Source organism: Maricaulis maris (assembly GCF_003634045.1).
GTDB lineage: Bacteria > Pseudomonadota > Alphaproteobacteria > Caulobacterales > Maricaulaceae > Maricaulis > Maricaulis maris.
Genome location: NZ_RBIM01000007.1, coordinates 14651 through 29232, shown reverse-complemented (window position 1 = coordinate 29232; position 14582 = coordinate 14651). Strand labels below are relative to the sequence as shown.

Sequence of the window (14582 nt, the reverse complement as noted above, 5' to 3'; positions counted from 1 at the left end):
ATGTTGCGTACCACCCTGCTCGCCCTCTCCGGCCTGGCGCTGATGGCCCCGACGGCCCTCGCCCAGGACTGGACCGTCGACCATGCCGCCTCCTCGGTCGCCTTCGAGACCACGGTCTCGGGCGGCGCCGTCACCGGCGCGTTTGACACATGGGCCGCCGCGATCACGCTCGATCCGGCCGATCTGGAAAACGCACGGATCGAGGCCAGCGTGTCCACGGCCAGCGGTTCGACCGGCAATCGCCAGATGGATGACAGCATGCTCTCGAATGCCGGCCTCAACCCGACCGATTTCGAGACGGCGCGTTTTGTCTCTGACGACATCCGGGCCACCGACACCGGTTATGAGGCGCATGGCATCCTGACCATTCGTGGCAGCGACCAGCCGCTGGTCATGCCCTTCACCCTGGATATCACCGATGGCCGCGCCGTGGCGGACAGCCATTTCGTCATCGCCCGGACCGATTTCGGCGTTGGCGGGTCGAGCTGGGGATCGGCAGCGGCGGAAATCGCCATGGTCCTGCACATCGAAGCCGATGCGGCGGACTGACTTGCGGCTTGTGCTTGCATGACAGGGGGCTTGGGGGCTAGCTCATCGCCATGAGCGCCCCTGTGAAACCCGCCCCGATCAAACCGGCAAGCGATCCCGCCGTGATCGAAGAGGCCGCCGCCATTCTCAAGGCCGGCGGTCTCGTCGCCATGCCGACCGAGACGGTTTACGGCCTCGCCGCCGATGCCGGCAATCCGGACGCGGTGGCTCGGCTCTATGCGGCCAAGGGGCGGCCGCGCTTCAACCCGCTGATCGCCCATGTCGCCGGCCCCAACATGGCCTGGCGCCTGGCTGGCTGGCCCGACCTGGCGGATCAACTCGCGGAAACCTTCTGGCCCGGGCCGCTGACCCTGGTCCTGCCGAAACGCCCGGACGCACCGATTGCCGACATCGCCAATGCCGGCCTCGACTCCATCGCCCTGCGGGCGCCGCGCCATGCTGCCGCCCAAGCCCTGATCCGCGCTTTTGACGGGCCACTGGTTGCGCCGAGCGCCAACCCGTCCGGCGGTATCAGCCCGACCACGGCTCAGCACGTCGCCGACGGTCTGGGTGAGCGGATTGATCTCATTCTCGATGGCGGCGCCTGTCCGGTCGGCCTGGAATCGACCGTCATCGCCCTGCTGGGCGGCACACCGACCCTGTTGCGCCCCGGCGGGCTGGCGCGGCGGCAGATCGAAGCCATCACCGGGCGGCTTGCCGAGCCCGGCTCGGAGGACACCCTGCTGGCACCGGGCATGATGAAAAGCCACTACGCTCCCAATGCCACCATGCGTCTCAATGCCAGCGCGGCCGAAGCGGGGGAGGTTTTCCTGGGCTTCGGTCCGATCAACGGCGATCTCAACCTGTCACCCGGCGGCGATCTTGCCGAAGCCGCGACCGGGCTGTTTGCGGCCCTGCGCGCACTCGACGCACGCGGTGCGGCCAGAATAGCGGTTGCACCCATCCCCGATGAGGGTTTGGGTGAAGCCATCAATGACCGGCTGCAACGCGCCGCCGCGCCCAAGGACGACCTGATCTGACCACAAGCCCCGTACCGGACCCGTTATGACCGACACGCTCTCAACCGCCAGCCCCGCCACCACCCCAATGCCGGCCGCCCTGCTCGCCCAGCTCAAACAAGTGCTCGGACCCAAAGGCTGGTCGCAGGATGCGCACGAGTTGGCGCCCCATGTTGCGGACTGGCGCGGTCGCTATCAGGGTTCAACCCCGATCCTGCTCAAGCCGGCCAATACCGAAGAAGTGGCTGCCTGTGTGCGCCTGTGTCACGAGGCCGGTGTCAGCATCACCCCGCAAGGCGGCAATACCTCGCTGTGCGGCGCCGCAACGCCCCAGGGCGAGGTCCTGATCACGATGAAGCGCATGACCGGCGTGCGTGAAGTCGATGTCGACAATGACTCAATGACCGTCGAGGCCGGTTGTGTGCTGGAAAATCTGCAGACCCTGGCTGCCGACAATAACCGTCTGTTCCCGTTGTCACTGGGCTCACAAGGCTCGGCGATGATTGGCGGGTTGATCTCGACCAATGCCGGCGGCGTGCATGTGCTGCGCTACGGCATGACGCGGGAGCTGGTTCTGGGCCTGGAAGCGGTCTTGCCCGACGGTACGATCTGGTCCGGGCTGACTGGCCTTCGAAAAGACAATACCGGCTATGATCTCAAGCAATTGCTGATCGGCGCCGAAGGCACGCTGGGCATTATCACCGCCGCCACGTTGAAGCTCTTCCCGCGACCCTCCCGCATGGAAGTCGCCTTTTGCGGCCTCGACAGCGCCGAGGATGCCGTCAAATTCCTCGGCCTCGCCAAACAGGTCTCTGGCGGCGCCGTCACCGCGTTCGAACTGATGCCGCGCATGGCGCTGGACATGGTGCTGGAACATGTCCCCGGCACTCGCGACCCGCTGGCAGACGAGCACGCTTGGTATGTCGTGTGTGAGATGAGCTTCGGTCGCGCCGACGGGGCACGCGAGACGCTCGAGGACGCGCTGGGCCAGGGCTTTGAAGCCGGTCTGATCGCCGATGCCGCCATCGCCGAGAATGACAGCCAGATCCATGATTTCTGGCGCCTGCGCGAGACCATCGCCGAGGCCGAACGGGCCCACGGCAAGGCGGTCAAGCATGATGTCTCGATCCCGGTCTCGAAAATGCCGGCCTTCATGGCCAAGGCCACGGCCGCCGTGGAAGCCGAATTTCCCGGCGCCCTCGTCATCGCCTTCGGCCATGTCGGCGACGGCAATGTCCATTTCAACGTCGCCGCCCGCGAAACCGGCGCCGATGACGCCTTCATCGCCCAGGCCGCCCCGCTCTCGCGCCTGGTCTACGACCTCGTCGACAGCTTCGGCGGCTCGATCTCGGCCGAACACGGTATCGGCATATTGAAGCGCACCGAACTGGCCAGCCGAAAACCGGTTGATGTGGCGGTAATGCGCGCCATCAAGACCGCGCTCGACCCGAAGGGGATCATGAATCCGCGGGTCTTGCTGTAGCGCATGTTCGGGCTGGCCCCACCGCTATCGGTCAAGCGGCCATTTGTTCGGCGACGACCGCGGCGCCATCGCGCAGGGCCATCCATAGCACGCTTATCAGCCAGCAGGCCGTATCCGGTTCTTCAGCTCAAGGGTGAAACCACGCAGCGGCCGCTCTGCGGCCCTTGACCTGAAGAAGCGGATGCGGCGGTCTCTCGGCAAGCGGTCTATGGCGGGGTTCGCGCCGGAGGCGCGGGGCGTGAGGGCGACGAATGGTGCCCGTCCCGCGTTTTCTGCGCACGGATTCTGGCTGTCCCGATTAATCGTCAGTCGGCGCCCGCCAGCCGCGTCAGATAATCCCGTCCGAAATCCACTTTCAGCGCCGCCCAGAGCGGCAGGTGGTCGGACATCTGGTGGGTGCGCCAATAGGTCTTGTAATAGAGCGACTTATTGCCTCTCGGCTTGCCTGACGATGTGGTGTCATAGGCGGCGCCCATATCGGGGATATAGGTCGCCTCATCGGCCTCGCGATAAACATGGTCGTAGAAGTTGAAGGCGCCCGAAGCGAGGATCTGATCCTTGCGCAGGTTCGGCGTCATGAAGGCCATCTGGTCGAAAAAGCGCTTCTCCTTGCCGACATTGGTGACCTGCTGCAGGCCTTCCGGAATGACGAAGCCGGCATCGGTGAGCGCCGTGAAGGTCACATCGCCCGGATCAAAAATGTTGAAATCACCGAGCAGGATCATGTTCCGCGCCCAAGCATGATCTTCCCTGGCGCGGGCCGCCATGAAATCGGCAATGGCCCGGATTTCGGCCTCGCGCTTGGGGTCCTCGGCCTTGCTCTGGCCGTAGACGATATGGACCGTCGACAGCATGAATTTGAACCAGCCGGTCTCGAAACCGACCAGATAGGGCGTCCGCGCCAATTGCTTGGACGGCGTATAGACCAGCTTGCGATTGGCATCACGCGTCTCGATCGGCGGTATCACGACCTCGCTGGCCAGCCCGCCAAAACGCACCTTGCGGCTGTCATAGAGGAAGGCCATGCGCTCCTTGTTGCCCTCCGAGCCGCCGGTGACATCGGTGACGAGATATTTCCACCAGCGGCCGAGCAGGCCACGCAACTTCTCCAGCGGCGCCGTGTCGCGTCGGACTTCCTGGATGGCGACCAGGTCGAAGCGGGAGATGATTTCTGCAATATAATGATAGGGTTCGATCCCGCGTAGACCATAGGCCGGGCTGTCGAATTCGCGGATATTCCAGGTCGCGAGCAGGAGCGTGTCGTCAATCGACTTTGCCGGGATCTGCTCGGTCAGGGCGTCGCCCAACGTCAGCAGATTTGCGGCAATTCGGCGCTGGAGCGGGTCAGACTTGTCGAGATCATAAAAGAAGGACATGCCGCGCTCCCCTGTTCAGCAGGTGCAGGATACAACCAAAACGGGCGGCCGGCCACTGGCAACGCGCCCGCACGGGCCCTATCTTTGCCGGCAAGGAGATTGCCCATGCTGATTCTGCTCTCGCCCGCCAAGAACATGAATTTCGACGCCGTCGATCGCGATCTGCCGGCGACCACGCCGGATCTGATCGGTGAGACCCGGATCCTGTCGAAGACGACGCGCCAGCTGACGGCTCCCAAGATCAAGGCGATGATGAAGATCAATGATGATCTCGCCCGCCTCAATCGCGAGCGCTTCCAGGCCTTTGATGCCGATGAGCCGGGCGTGAAACAGGCCGCCTTTGCCTTCAAAGGCGAGGTCTATCGCGGCCTCGAGGCGCACACGCTCTCCGCCGAAGATCTCGACTGGGCCCAGGACCATCTGCGCATCCTGTCGGGCATGTATGGCGCCCTGAAACCGCTCGACGCCATTCACCCCTATCGCCTGGAGATGGGCCGCAAGCTGCACACGAGACGCGGCGAGAGCCTGTATGATTTCTGGGGCGACAAGATCGCAAAAGAGCTCAACAGCCTGCAGGCCGAGGCCGCCGAACCGATCATCCTCAACCTGGCCTCGAACGAGTATTTCAAGGCCGTCGACAGGAAGGCGCTGAAGGGCCGCGTCATCACCGCAACCTTCAAGGAAGAAAAAGACGGCCAGCTGCGCGCCCTCATGGTCTTCGCCAAAAAGGCCCGCGGCATGATGGCCCGCTGGGCCATCGAAAACCGCATCACCGACCCGGCCGACCTGGTGAAGTTCGACCTCGGCGGCTACCGGCTTGAAGCGGAGGGCTCGAGCGAGGGCGATCTGCTGTTCACCCGGCCGCAGCCGGCGGCGGCGGGGAAGAAGGCGGCTTAATCTCCTCACCGTCATCCCACGGTGATCGCGCAGCGATCATCCGGGGGACCTCGGCTGGCCGACGGGGCTTGCGCTCACCCGCTTCCCCGTTTCATCCGGCGCCTTCAGCGCTGAGGTCCCCCGGATCGCGGCAGAGCCGCGACCGTGGGATGACGGTGAATTGAGTGCATGCGAATATCATGCGATTATAAATTGCATGGAAGACCGGGAAGGCACGATTGCCGTCTACATGATGGCCAGCCGGTATGATGGGCCGATCTATACTGGTGTGACGGCCAACCTCCTCTGGCGGATCCGGCAGCACAAGGATGGGAGCGCTTCCGGTTTCACCCGCAAATACAAGTGCACGAGCCTGGTCTGGTGGGAACCGCACGGCGTTATCGTCGAAGCCATCCGCCGCGAGAAGCGGATCAAGAAATGGCCGCGGCAATGGAAGATCAATCTCATCGAGGACCGCAATCCGCACTGGCGTGACCTCTGGGACGAGCTCTGGGCCGTGCCGCCCAACCCTGGCCTCAAACTCTAACTCTCCCCACCGTCATCCCACGGTGAGCGCACAGCGATCATCCGGGGGACCTCGACTGGCCGGCGGGCCTCGCGCTCACCAGCTTCCGCGTTTCACCCGGCGACCCCAGCACTGAGGCCCCCCGGATCGCGGCGCGCCGCGACCGTGGGATGACGGTGGATGGAGAGGGCTTTCACATCGTGGGGAAGAAAAGTGCAGCCCCCTTGACCTCCCTGCCGCCATCCCGTCTCTTGCGCTCCGCGCAAACTTGAAGGGTGGTTCATGTCTTCCATTCGTACGGATCTGAGCGGCCAGGTCGCCATCATTACCGGCTCGACGAGCGGGATTGGCGCGGCGATGGCCGAGGCACTGGCTCAGAATGGCTGTCACATCATTCTCAACGGGCTGGGCGATACGGCTGAGATCGAGACCCTGCGGGCGAAGATCGCGGCGGATCACGGGGTCGAGGTGCGCTACCATCCGGCCAACATGCTCAAGCCGGACGAAATTGCCGACATGGTCGCCTCGGCCGAGCGTGAGTTCGGGCGACTGGACATCCTCTTGTCCAATGCCGGCATCCAGCATGTCTCGCCGGTCGAGGACTTCCCGGCCGAGAAGTGGGACGCCATCATCGCCATCAATCTGACCTCGGTCTTCCATGCGGCGAAAGCCGCGATCCCGATCATGAAGCGTCAGGGCAAGGGGCGCATCGTCAATCTGGCTTCGGCCCACGGGCTGGTCGCCTCGCCGTTCAAGTCGGCCTATGTCGCGGCCAAGCACGGGGTGATGGGCTTTACCAAGACGCTGGGCCTGGAACTCGCCGAGGATGGCATCACCTGCAATGCGATCTGCCCCGGCTATGTGAAGACACCGCTGGTGGAAAACCAGATCGCCGACACGGCAAAGGCCCGCGGGATTACCGAGGATGAGGTGGTGCGCGATGTCATGCTGGCAGCCCAGCCGACCAAGAAATTTGTCACCTATGAGCAGCTGGCCGGTGCTTTGCTCTATCTTGTCTCCGATGCCGGGGCCAATATGAATGGTTCCTGGATCAGCGTAGACGGCGGATGGACAGCCAAGTGAACGACAACGAAGCCATTCTCAAGATCGACTATAACGAGATACCGGTCACCGACATGGAAGCCGCCAAGGCCTTCTATGCCGGCGCCTTCGGCTGGAGCTTCATTGATTTCGGCCCGGCCTATGCCGCGTTCGAGAATACCGGCCTGGATGGCGGTTTGCGGCTCGAGGACAAGGCCTTTGCCACCGGCTGCCTGATCATCCTCAAGGCCAAGGACATCCTCGCCGCCGAAGTGCGGGTCGAAGAGGCCGGCGGCAAGATCATCAATCGCGAGGACTTTCCGGGCGGGCGGCGTTTCCATTTCACCGATCCGAGCGGCAATGAGCTCGCGATCTGGTCGCCCAATGGCAAGTATGACCCGCAGGCCGCCAATGATCCGGACGAATGAGTTCGCCGTCTGACGGGACTGCAACGCCTGACACCGCCACGCGGCGCCAGCCCGTGCCAGGGGCCGGCATGGTGGTGTTTCGCGGCGATGACGTTCTGCTGATCAGGCGCGGCAAGCCGCCCTATGAGGGGCAATGGTCGCTGCCCGGCGGCAAGATCGAATATGGCGAGACCGCTGCCGAAGCGGCTCTGCGCGAACTAGCCGAGGAGACCGGCACCACGGCGCGCATTGTCGGCCTGATCGATGTGATCGACAGTATCGGCCTGCGCGAGACCGGCCAGCCGGGCGACTGGCACTATCTGCTGGTCGACTTTGCCGGCGTCTGGACCGGCGGCGAGCCGGTGCCGGCGGATGATGTCACCGAGGCCGCCTTCCTGCCCTATGACGAAGCGATCGCGCGCACCCAATGGGACCGCACGCGCGATGTGATCGGCCGGGCCCGCAAGATCGTCGCCGCCTTGAGCGCGCCACAATCCGTGCCATGATGCGCGCCATGCGCGCGCTCCTTGCCCTCCCTGTCCTGCTGGCCCTTGTGGCGAGCCCGGCCCTGGCCCAGAAACCGCGCAGTTTTACCCGCCCGGAACCGGTTGCCGAGCCCCGTGCAGCCGGCCAACCGGCCCGCGATGACGCCATCGCGCCGGAGATCCGCGAAGAGCTCGACCTGGAACGCACCCTGCCCTATCTCGCCTACACGCTTGGCGAACTCCACTATCTGGCCTTCGCCTGTTCCGGCCCCGACGACCAGCAATGGCGCGAGCAGATGGTTGAACTCCTGGCGATGGAAGCGGCCGATGACCGGCGCTGGCGTGACCGGTTGATCGAGGGCTTCAATGACGGCTACCGCGCCCAGCAACGCTATCGTACCCGCTGCGGTCTCGAAGCCGACGCCGAACGCCGCGCCCTTGCCCATCGCGGCCGGGATTTATCGGAAATGATGCGCTCGGCCTATTTTGATTGAGCGCGATTGAACCGGCACCAGCGGGACTTGCCGCGCACCAGTCCCGTTCCCATTGTCATGAACTCGCGGTAAGGATGACTGCGGGATGCGTGAGGGGACACAATGTCGGATCGCCGGTCACAACTGGAATCACTGAGTATTGATCGCGACGAGGGCGCAAGCTCAGGCGGCGTGTCGATTGCCACCACGCTGATCATCGCCCTCATCTTTGCCGCCATCTCGGCCGGCGCGACCTGGTATCTGACCCGCAGCGCCACGCCGGCACCACAGCCGGTCGCCGCCGTCGACACACCCAGCCCCGCCTCCGAGACGCCATCCGAAGCCGCCGCGACGCCGGCCCGCCCCGCACCGCGAACATCCGGCCTCGTTGCCACCGGCTATGTCGTCGCCCGGCGCCAGGCGACCGTGTCGGCCGAGATCACCGGCCGGATCCAGGAATTGCTGGTCGAGGAAGGCGCGAGCGTTGAAGCTGGCCAGGTCCTGGCCCGTCTGGACGATACCCGCGCCCGCATCCAGCTCGACCTCCTGATGGCCCAGCGCGACGCCGCGGCGACGCGCCCGCGCTCGCTGCTCGCCCAACTCAACGAGGCCCAGACCGTGCTGGAACGGGCCAATACGCTGGCCGCCCGCGATATCGGCTCCCAGGCCGCTGTCACCGCGGCCCGTGCCCAGGTCGACAGCTTGACCGCCCAAATCAATGCCGCGCGCGCCGATTACCAGGCCGTCGCCGCCCAGGTGCGGGCCCAGGAAGACCTGATCGACCGCCATATCGTGCGCGCGCCCTTTACCGGCATCGTCATCGCCAAGAACGCCCAGGTCGGCGAGATCCTGTCCCCGGCCTCGGCCGGCGGCGGTTTCACCCGGACCGGTGTCGCCACCCTGGTCGACATGGAGTCGCTGGAGATCGAGGTCGATGTGAATGAGGGCCAGATCGGCCGCGTCACGCCCGGTCAACGCGTCGAGGCCCGGCTGGACGCCTATCCGGACTGGCGCATTCCGGCTCATGTCGAAGCCATCATCCCGACCGCCGACCGCGCCCGCGCCACCATCACCGTCCGCGTTGCCTTTGATGAACGCGATGGCCGCATCCTGCCGGACATGGCGTCGCGCGTAATCTTCATCGAGTAGAAGTACTTTTATTTACAAAGCAGCAAGTTTGCTGCACGCTTGACCGATACCGCCGACGCCCGAAAAGAGCGCGACGGCCAGCCGAACGAGGAAATGCCGATGACGTCGCTCTACAGCCTCACCGACCTGTCCAAGGGCTATACCCGCGGCAAGGAGTCGATCACGATTTTCGAGGAACTCACCATGACCATCCCGGAGGGGGATTTCATGGCGATCATGGGTCCGTCCGGTTCCGGCAAGACAACCCTGCTCAACCTGCTCGGCGGCATCGACCGTCCGACCTCGGGATCGGTGGAATGCCAGGGCGTGCGCGTCGACAAGCTGTCGGAAGGCAAGCTGGCCAAATGGCGCTCCCAGAATGTCGGCTTCATCTTCCAGTTCTACAATCTCATGCCGACGCTGACCGCGGCCCAGAATGTCGAACTCCCCCTGCTGCTGACCGGCCTGTCCGGCAAGCAGCGCAAGGAGCGTGTCGCCACGGCGCTGGACATTGTCGGCCTGGCCGACCGCAAGGGGCACCGGCCGCGCCAGCTCTCCGGCGGCCAGCAACAGCGCGTGGCGATTGCCCGCGCCATCGTCGCCGACCCGAAAGTCCTGCTGTGCGACGAACCGACCGGTGATCTCGATCGCAAGTCGGCCGATGAAATCCTGGAGACGCTGCAGCTCCTCAACAAGGATCTGGGCAAGACCATCGTCATGGTCACACACGACCCCTCGGCCGCGAAATACGCCCGCCGCGAACTGCATCTCGACAAGGGCCGCTTCGTCGAACAGGCGCAGGAGCCGGCCCAATGAATGATCTCACGCTGATCCGGAAGAATCTCTTCCGCAAGAAGCTGAGGGCGATCCTGCTCACCCTGTCGATCCTGATCGCTTTTCTGATCTTCGGGGTTCTCGGGGCCTTCCACACAGTGTGGACGTCGGGCGGGGCGCTTGCGGCTGACAACCGGCTGATCACGGTCAACCGGATCAATTTCACCGTCTCGATGCCCTTCGCCTACTGGAACCGCGTGGCGGCCATCGAAGGCGTCGAGAATGTGGCCCATGCCAGCTGGTTCGGCGGCTATTTCCAGGAGCAAACGCAACAGGTCCAGACCTTCGCCGTCGACCCGGCGACCTATCTTGCGGCCTATCCGGAGCTGACCATGCCCGCCGAGCAGCGCCAGGCCTTCCTGGACACGCGGGATTGCCTGCTGGTCGGTACCGATCTGGCGGGTCAGTATGGCTGGTCGGTCGGTGACACCATCCCGCTTTTGTCCAACATCTGGCAGAAGACCGACGGCACTTCGAGCTGGACCTTCAACATCTGCGCCATTTTCGACGCGGAAGACGACAAGGTGCCGGCCAATTACGCCGTGTTCCACTACGACTATTACAACGAGGCGCTGGCCTTCAACTCCGACCAGGTCGGCTGGTTGATCATCAACACGACAGACCCGTCCTTTAACGACCAGGTGTCCCGCGCGGTCGATGAGTTGTTCGCCAATTCGCCTTCCGAAACCGAAACAACAACCGAGGCCGCCTTCAACGAGGCCTTCGCCAACCAGTTTGGCAATATCGCCTTGATCCTGTTGTTCGTGGTCGGCTCGGCCTTCACCACCATCCTGATCATTGTCGGCTTCACCATGGTGACCGCGATCAATGAGCGGACCGGCGAAATCGCCGTGATGAAAACACTCGGCTTCCCGGCCCCGCGCATCTTCCGCATGGTGCTGGCAGAATCCGTCATGCTCAGCTTGGTCGGTGGCCTGCTCGGCCTCGGCTTGGCCAATCTGATGATTTCCGGTGTCGCCGACGCCGCGGCGGCCTTCCTGCCCGGCCTCGCCCTGTCAGCACAAGTGTTCTGGGTCGGCGTCGGACTGGCGATCCTGCTGGGCCTGCTCACCGGGATTGTCCCCGCCATCAATGCACAGCGGGTGAAAATCATCACCGCGCTCGGCAAGCAATAGGAGCGCGTCATGTTGAACCAAATCGGCGCCGTCACCCTGCTGAACCTGCGCTCCATCCCCCAGCGTGCCGGACTGTCCCTGGCGACCATCATCTCGATCGCGCTGGTAACCGGCGTGCTGCTGGGCTTCCTCGCCATGTCGAACGGTTTCCGGGCAACCCTGCAGGGCACCGGGTCCGAGAGCGTGGCTGTCATGTTGCGGGCCGGGTCACAGGCCGAACTCAATTCCGGCCTCTCCTCGGATCAGGTCCGCCTGATCGAGGAAGCCCCTGGCATCGCGCGTGATGCCGACGGGACCGCACTGGTGTCCGGCGAACTCTTTGTCATTGCCGACGGCATCAAGCGCTCCTCCCAAACCGAAGCCAACCTGCCCCTGCGCGGCGTTGGTGAACAAGCCCTGCGCCTGCGCGAAGGCTTTGAACTCGTTGAAGGACGCATGTTCGAGACGGGCACCAATGAATTGGTGGTCGGCGAGGCGGTGCTGCGCGAGTTTTCCGGCTTCGAACTGGGCGAAACGATCCGCCTCGGCCCCAATGAATGGGTCGTGGTCGGCATCTTCTCCACTGGCGGTTCGGTGTTTGACAGCGAAATCTGGGCCGACATCGCGGTCATCCAGAATCTCTACAATCGCGGCACCGGCGTGCAATCCATCCGGGCACGGCTGACCTCACCGGAGGCCATTGAAGAGCTGCGCGCTTATGAGGAAAACGAGCCACGCCTGAATCTCGACATCCAGAGCGAAACCGATTTCTTCTCCGGCCAAGCGGGCGGAACGGCCGTGCTGATCGAATTCATCGGTTGGCCGCTGGCCATCGTGATGGCGATCGGCGCCCTCGCCGGGGCGTGGAACACCATGTATTCCTCGGTCGATACCCGCATGCGCGAGATCGCCACCCTGCGCGCCATCGGCTTTTCCGGCTTTGCCGCTGCCGTCGGCACCATGGTCGAGTCCCTCGTTCTGGCCGCGATCGGTGGCCTGGTCGGCGCCGGCGCCGTCTATCTCCTGTTCAACGGGATATCCGCATCGACACTGGGATCAGGCTTCACCCAGGTGGTGTTTTCCTTCGCCGTGACCGGCGGCTCGGTGATCGCCGGCATGGTGATGGCCATCATTATCGGCTTCCTCGGCGGCCTCGTCCCGGCCATCCGCTCGGCCTATGTGCCGCTGCTGACGGTTCACAGGAGCGAATAGGCATTTCGGGGGCAGCCAGGCACCGGCCATGCCTGCTCCCGTCTTGTCCAGCCACCGGACCATTCGATAGTCTGGAAAACCGACTCCCTCTAAAGTAGCATGCCGACGGGTGGCGCTTTCAGGGGGGTCTCGTGCGGGCGGTCTATGGCTATTATTTCTTGCCGCTGCTGGTATCCACAGCCATTTTCGCCGCAGCGATCTGGCGGCCGGTGACGGTTTTCCAAACGGGCGCCCAATTGCCCGTCACCGTCGGATTGCTGGCGCTCACTACAATTATCGGCGGAATGCTTGAAATGCGCCGCTTGTCACCGTTGCGAACCCTGTCCGCGCTCGTGATCCACGGGACGGTCATAATTTTCGTGTTCGCCCGCTTCTACCAAATGAGTGGCTTTGCCCAGACCGAAGCCGGTCAATTCCCAAGCTATCACGAGGCCATCTACTTTTCCGTGGTGACCTGGACCACGCTGGGATACGGAGATCTGGCTCCATCCGCAGAGGCGCGCGCATTGGCCGCCTCTCAAGCCCTGCTTGGCTATATTTTCCTTGGATTACTCGTCGGCACCGCAGGCGAGCTGCTCAAGCAGACGCGACAAGCGCAAGAACAAGCGAAATGATCGCTCCAATGCTCGCGGCCCATGACATGGCCCCACCGGGATGGTTCGCAACCCAACGGAAGCCTCGTTCGACGCGCTCAGTCATCTCATGGCTCTCCCTGTTCTGCTGCAAACCGACCTGCACCTAGATAATACACGGAATCCGGCCAAGCAAGTTGACAAGGGTTTGTTGATTTCAGGGCGCGTGACCGCCGACACCTCACCCGTACCAGTCATCCTCGGCCGCGCGGAGCTTTTCCTCGTCCTTGTGCGGCGGCAGGATTTCCATTTTCACATGGCGGCGGCGATTGGTGGAGATGACGAAGAAGCGCTTGTCGGGATAGTCCAGCTTCGCCTCCAGCATGGCCGAGGTGATCAGGTCGACATTTTTCAGATCATCATCGGACATGCCGAAAGAGTGCGGCAGATCGCGGCCATATTGCTCCAGCCCCTGCTCGACACACTGGCGAATGGCGCGGCGCTTGAGACCGGCTGTGGTCAGGTGCGGACCCAGCTCGTCGCGGATTTCCGGGTTGGAACAGGGATAGATGGCCAGATAGTTCGGCTCTTCCGGCAAGTGGCCGGCATCGACGATCAGTTTCAGTGCCGCCTTGATGGTCTCGCGCGAATGCTGGCGCGCGGTGACAATGGCCACCGGGCGACGCTTGAGCACAGCGTATTTGAAAATCTCCCAGGACGGGCCTCGCCAATTGGCGCTGTCCATGGCCCGTTTGACGTCGCGCAACAGGTATTCCTCGCCATTGCGATCCTTGCCGTCGGCAAACTCGCGATAGGCGCGGGCCGGCGGATCGGCCCAGTCTTCCCACAGGCCGGGCACGCCGAGATAGGCCTTGATATCCTCATACTCGTGCTGCCGCATCGCCCGTTCCTCGCCCGTCATCGTATTGAGCAGGTGAATGCGCGTCGGCAGGTGGAGGATGTTTTCGTCGATATCGAAGAAATAGAAGCTCTGGCGTTCCAAAAGGCAGTCCTTGCTTGACGTCAGCGGTCCCGAAGGGCCGCCGGATGCCCGCCCGCATACAGAGCCTGGCCAATCAACTCAATAGGCGGCGTAGGATTTCTCTTCGACGATATTGGACCCCAAAAGGAGGTTGATCTCCTTCTTGAGCGTCGCGCGCTTGTCATTGGTGACATAGACGGCGCGGGCGAGGCGGATGAATTCCGGTCCGAAATCGCCAGCCCGCTCGCAATCACGGATATCGTCCTCGATCACCCAGAGCTCTTCATTGACCGCCTGCAGCGCCGCGTCGAGACGGGACAGCTCATCGCTGGCCGGCACGTCCCTGGCCAGGGTCTCGTTGAGAATGGCCAGCTCGGTGCGGACATTTTTCAACTTGGCTTCGTCGTCGATGCGTTCGGACTTGATGCGCAGGATGGTGATCTTGTCGATCAGCTCGCCCGGGGCGATGGCGGTGAGGATGGTGGTAGTCATGGCACAAGCCTTCTCGCGAGGTGCGTGATTTGG

Annotated in this window: 17 protein-coding genes; 14 read left to right on the top strand and 3 right to left on the bottom strand. The window is 63.6% G+C overall.

Going from position 1 to position 14582, the window contains the following annotated elements; translation table 11 throughout:
* The 3 genes from C7435_RS14060 to C7435_RS14050 are packed head-to-tail and all read left to right on the top strand — an operon-like array spanning window position 1 to window position 3030.
* On the top strand, window positions 1-549 hold the full coding sequence (locus C7435_RS14060) for a YceI family protein (RefSeq protein WP_121212184.1): 549 nt from the start codon (window positions 1-3) through the stop codon (window positions 547-549).
* A 50-nt stretch (window positions 550-599) separates the two neighbouring features.
* A complete protein-coding gene (locus tag C7435_RS14055; RefSeq protein WP_199288365.1) occupies window positions 600-1568 on the top strand; it encodes an L-threonylcarbamoyladenylate synthase in 969 nt (322 codons plus the stop codon).
* A 25-nt stretch (window positions 1569-1593) separates the two neighbouring features.
* Window positions 1594-3030: an FAD-binding oxidoreductase gene (locus tag C7435_RS14050; RefSeq protein ID WP_121212183.1), complete on the top strand. Its 1437-nt coding sequence runs from the start codon at window positions 1594-1596 to the stop codon at window positions 3028-3030.
* A 305-nt stretch (window positions 3031-3335) separates the two neighbouring features.
* Here the strand turns inward: C7435_RS14050 and C7435_RS14045 are convergent, their stop codons facing one another.
* Entirely contained in the window at window positions 3336-4406 is a 1071-nt protein-coding gene (locus C7435_RS14045) for an endonuclease/exonuclease/phosphatase family protein (protein ID WP_121212182.1), read from the bottom strand.
* 105 nt (window positions 4407-4511) lie between these two features.
* Here C7435_RS14045 and yaaA point away from each other — a divergent pair, with 105 nt between their 5' ends.
* From yaaA to C7435_RS13990, 11 genes are all read left to right on the top strand, one after another.
* Window positions 4512-5303, top strand: coding sequence for a peroxide stress protein YaaA (yaaA, locus tag C7435_RS14040; protein WP_121212181.1), 792 nt, complete (start codon window positions 4512-4514; stop codon window positions 5301-5303).
* Window positions 5304-5499: 196 nt separating this feature from the next.
* Window positions 5500-5829: a GIY-YIG nuclease family protein gene (locus tag C7435_RS14035; RefSeq protein ID WP_170150482.1), complete on the top strand. Its 330-nt coding sequence runs from the start codon at window positions 5500-5502 to the stop codon at window positions 5827-5829.
* Between the two features lie 261 nt (window positions 5830-6090).
* Window positions 6091-6891 carry a 3-hydroxybutyrate dehydrogenase gene (locus C7435_RS14030; RefSeq protein WP_075191115.1) on the top strand — a complete coding sequence of 267 codons (801 nt, stop codon included), beginning with the start codon at window positions 6091-6093 and terminating at the stop codon, window positions 6889-6891.
* Complete coding sequence (locus tag C7435_RS14025; RefSeq protein WP_233350785.1) at window positions 6888-7277, top strand: VOC family protein; 390 nt, start codon at window positions 6888-6890, stop codon at window positions 7275-7277. Before C7435_RS14030 ends, C7435_RS14025 begins: the two co-directional genes overlap by 4 nt.
* Entirely contained in the window at window positions 7274-7762 is a 489-nt protein-coding gene (locus tag C7435_RS14020) for an NUDIX hydrolase (protein WP_121212178.1), read from the top strand. Before C7435_RS14025 ends, C7435_RS14020 begins: the two co-directional genes overlap by 4 nt.
* A gap of 8 nt (window positions 7763-7770) precedes the next feature.
* Window positions 7771-8235: a TIGR02301 family protein gene (locus C7435_RS14015; protein ID WP_147422710.1), complete on the top strand. Its 465-nt coding sequence runs from the start codon at window positions 7771-7773 to the stop codon at window positions 8233-8235.
* A gap of 102 nt (window positions 8236-8337) precedes the next feature.
* The gene (locus C7435_RS14010) at window positions 8338-9363 is read left to right on the top strand and encodes an efflux RND transporter periplasmic adaptor subunit (protein WP_121212176.1); all 1026 of its coding nucleotides are present in this window, start codon (window positions 8338-8340) and stop codon (window positions 9361-9363) included.
* 99 nt (window positions 9364-9462) lie between these two features.
* The gene (locus tag C7435_RS14005) at window positions 9463-10158 is read left to right on the top strand and encodes an ABC transporter ATP-binding protein (RefSeq protein WP_121212350.1); all 696 of its coding nucleotides are present in this window, start codon (window positions 9463-9465) and stop codon (window positions 10156-10158) included.
* Window positions 10155-11312 (top strand): ABC transporter permease, encoded by a 1158-nt coding sequence (locus C7435_RS14000; RefSeq protein ID WP_121212175.1) that lies wholly within the window; start codon window positions 10155-10157, stop codon window positions 11310-11312. Before C7435_RS14005 ends, C7435_RS14000 begins: the two co-directional genes overlap by 4 nt.
* A gap of 9 nt (window positions 11313-11321) precedes the next feature.
* Complete coding sequence (locus C7435_RS13995) at window positions 11322-12503, top strand: ABC transporter permease (protein ID WP_075191121.1); 1182 nt, start codon at window positions 11322-11324, stop codon at window positions 12501-12503.
* Between the two features lie 131 nt (window positions 12504-12634).
* The gene (locus C7435_RS13990; protein ID WP_075191122.1) at window positions 12635-13117 is read left to right on the top strand and encodes a potassium channel family protein; all 483 of its coding nucleotides are present in this window, start codon (window positions 12635-12637) and stop codon (window positions 13115-13117) included.
* A 199-nt stretch (window positions 13118-13316) separates the two neighbouring features.
* Here the strand turns inward: C7435_RS13990 and C7435_RS13985 are convergent, their stop codons facing one another.
* Together C7435_RS13985 and C7435_RS13980 are read right to left on the bottom strand one after the other, a co-directional pair.
* Window positions 13317-14078, bottom strand: a complete 762-nt coding sequence (locus tag C7435_RS13985; protein ID WP_121212174.1) for a hypothetical protein — start codon at window positions 14076-14078, stop codon at window positions 13317-13319.
* Window positions 14079-14156: 78 nt separating this feature from the next.
* Complete coding sequence (locus tag C7435_RS13980) at window positions 14157-14549, bottom strand: DUF6165 family protein (RefSeq protein WP_075191124.1); 393 nt, start codon at window positions 14547-14549, stop codon at window positions 14157-14159.
* Window positions 14550-14582: the final 33 nt, after the last annotated feature.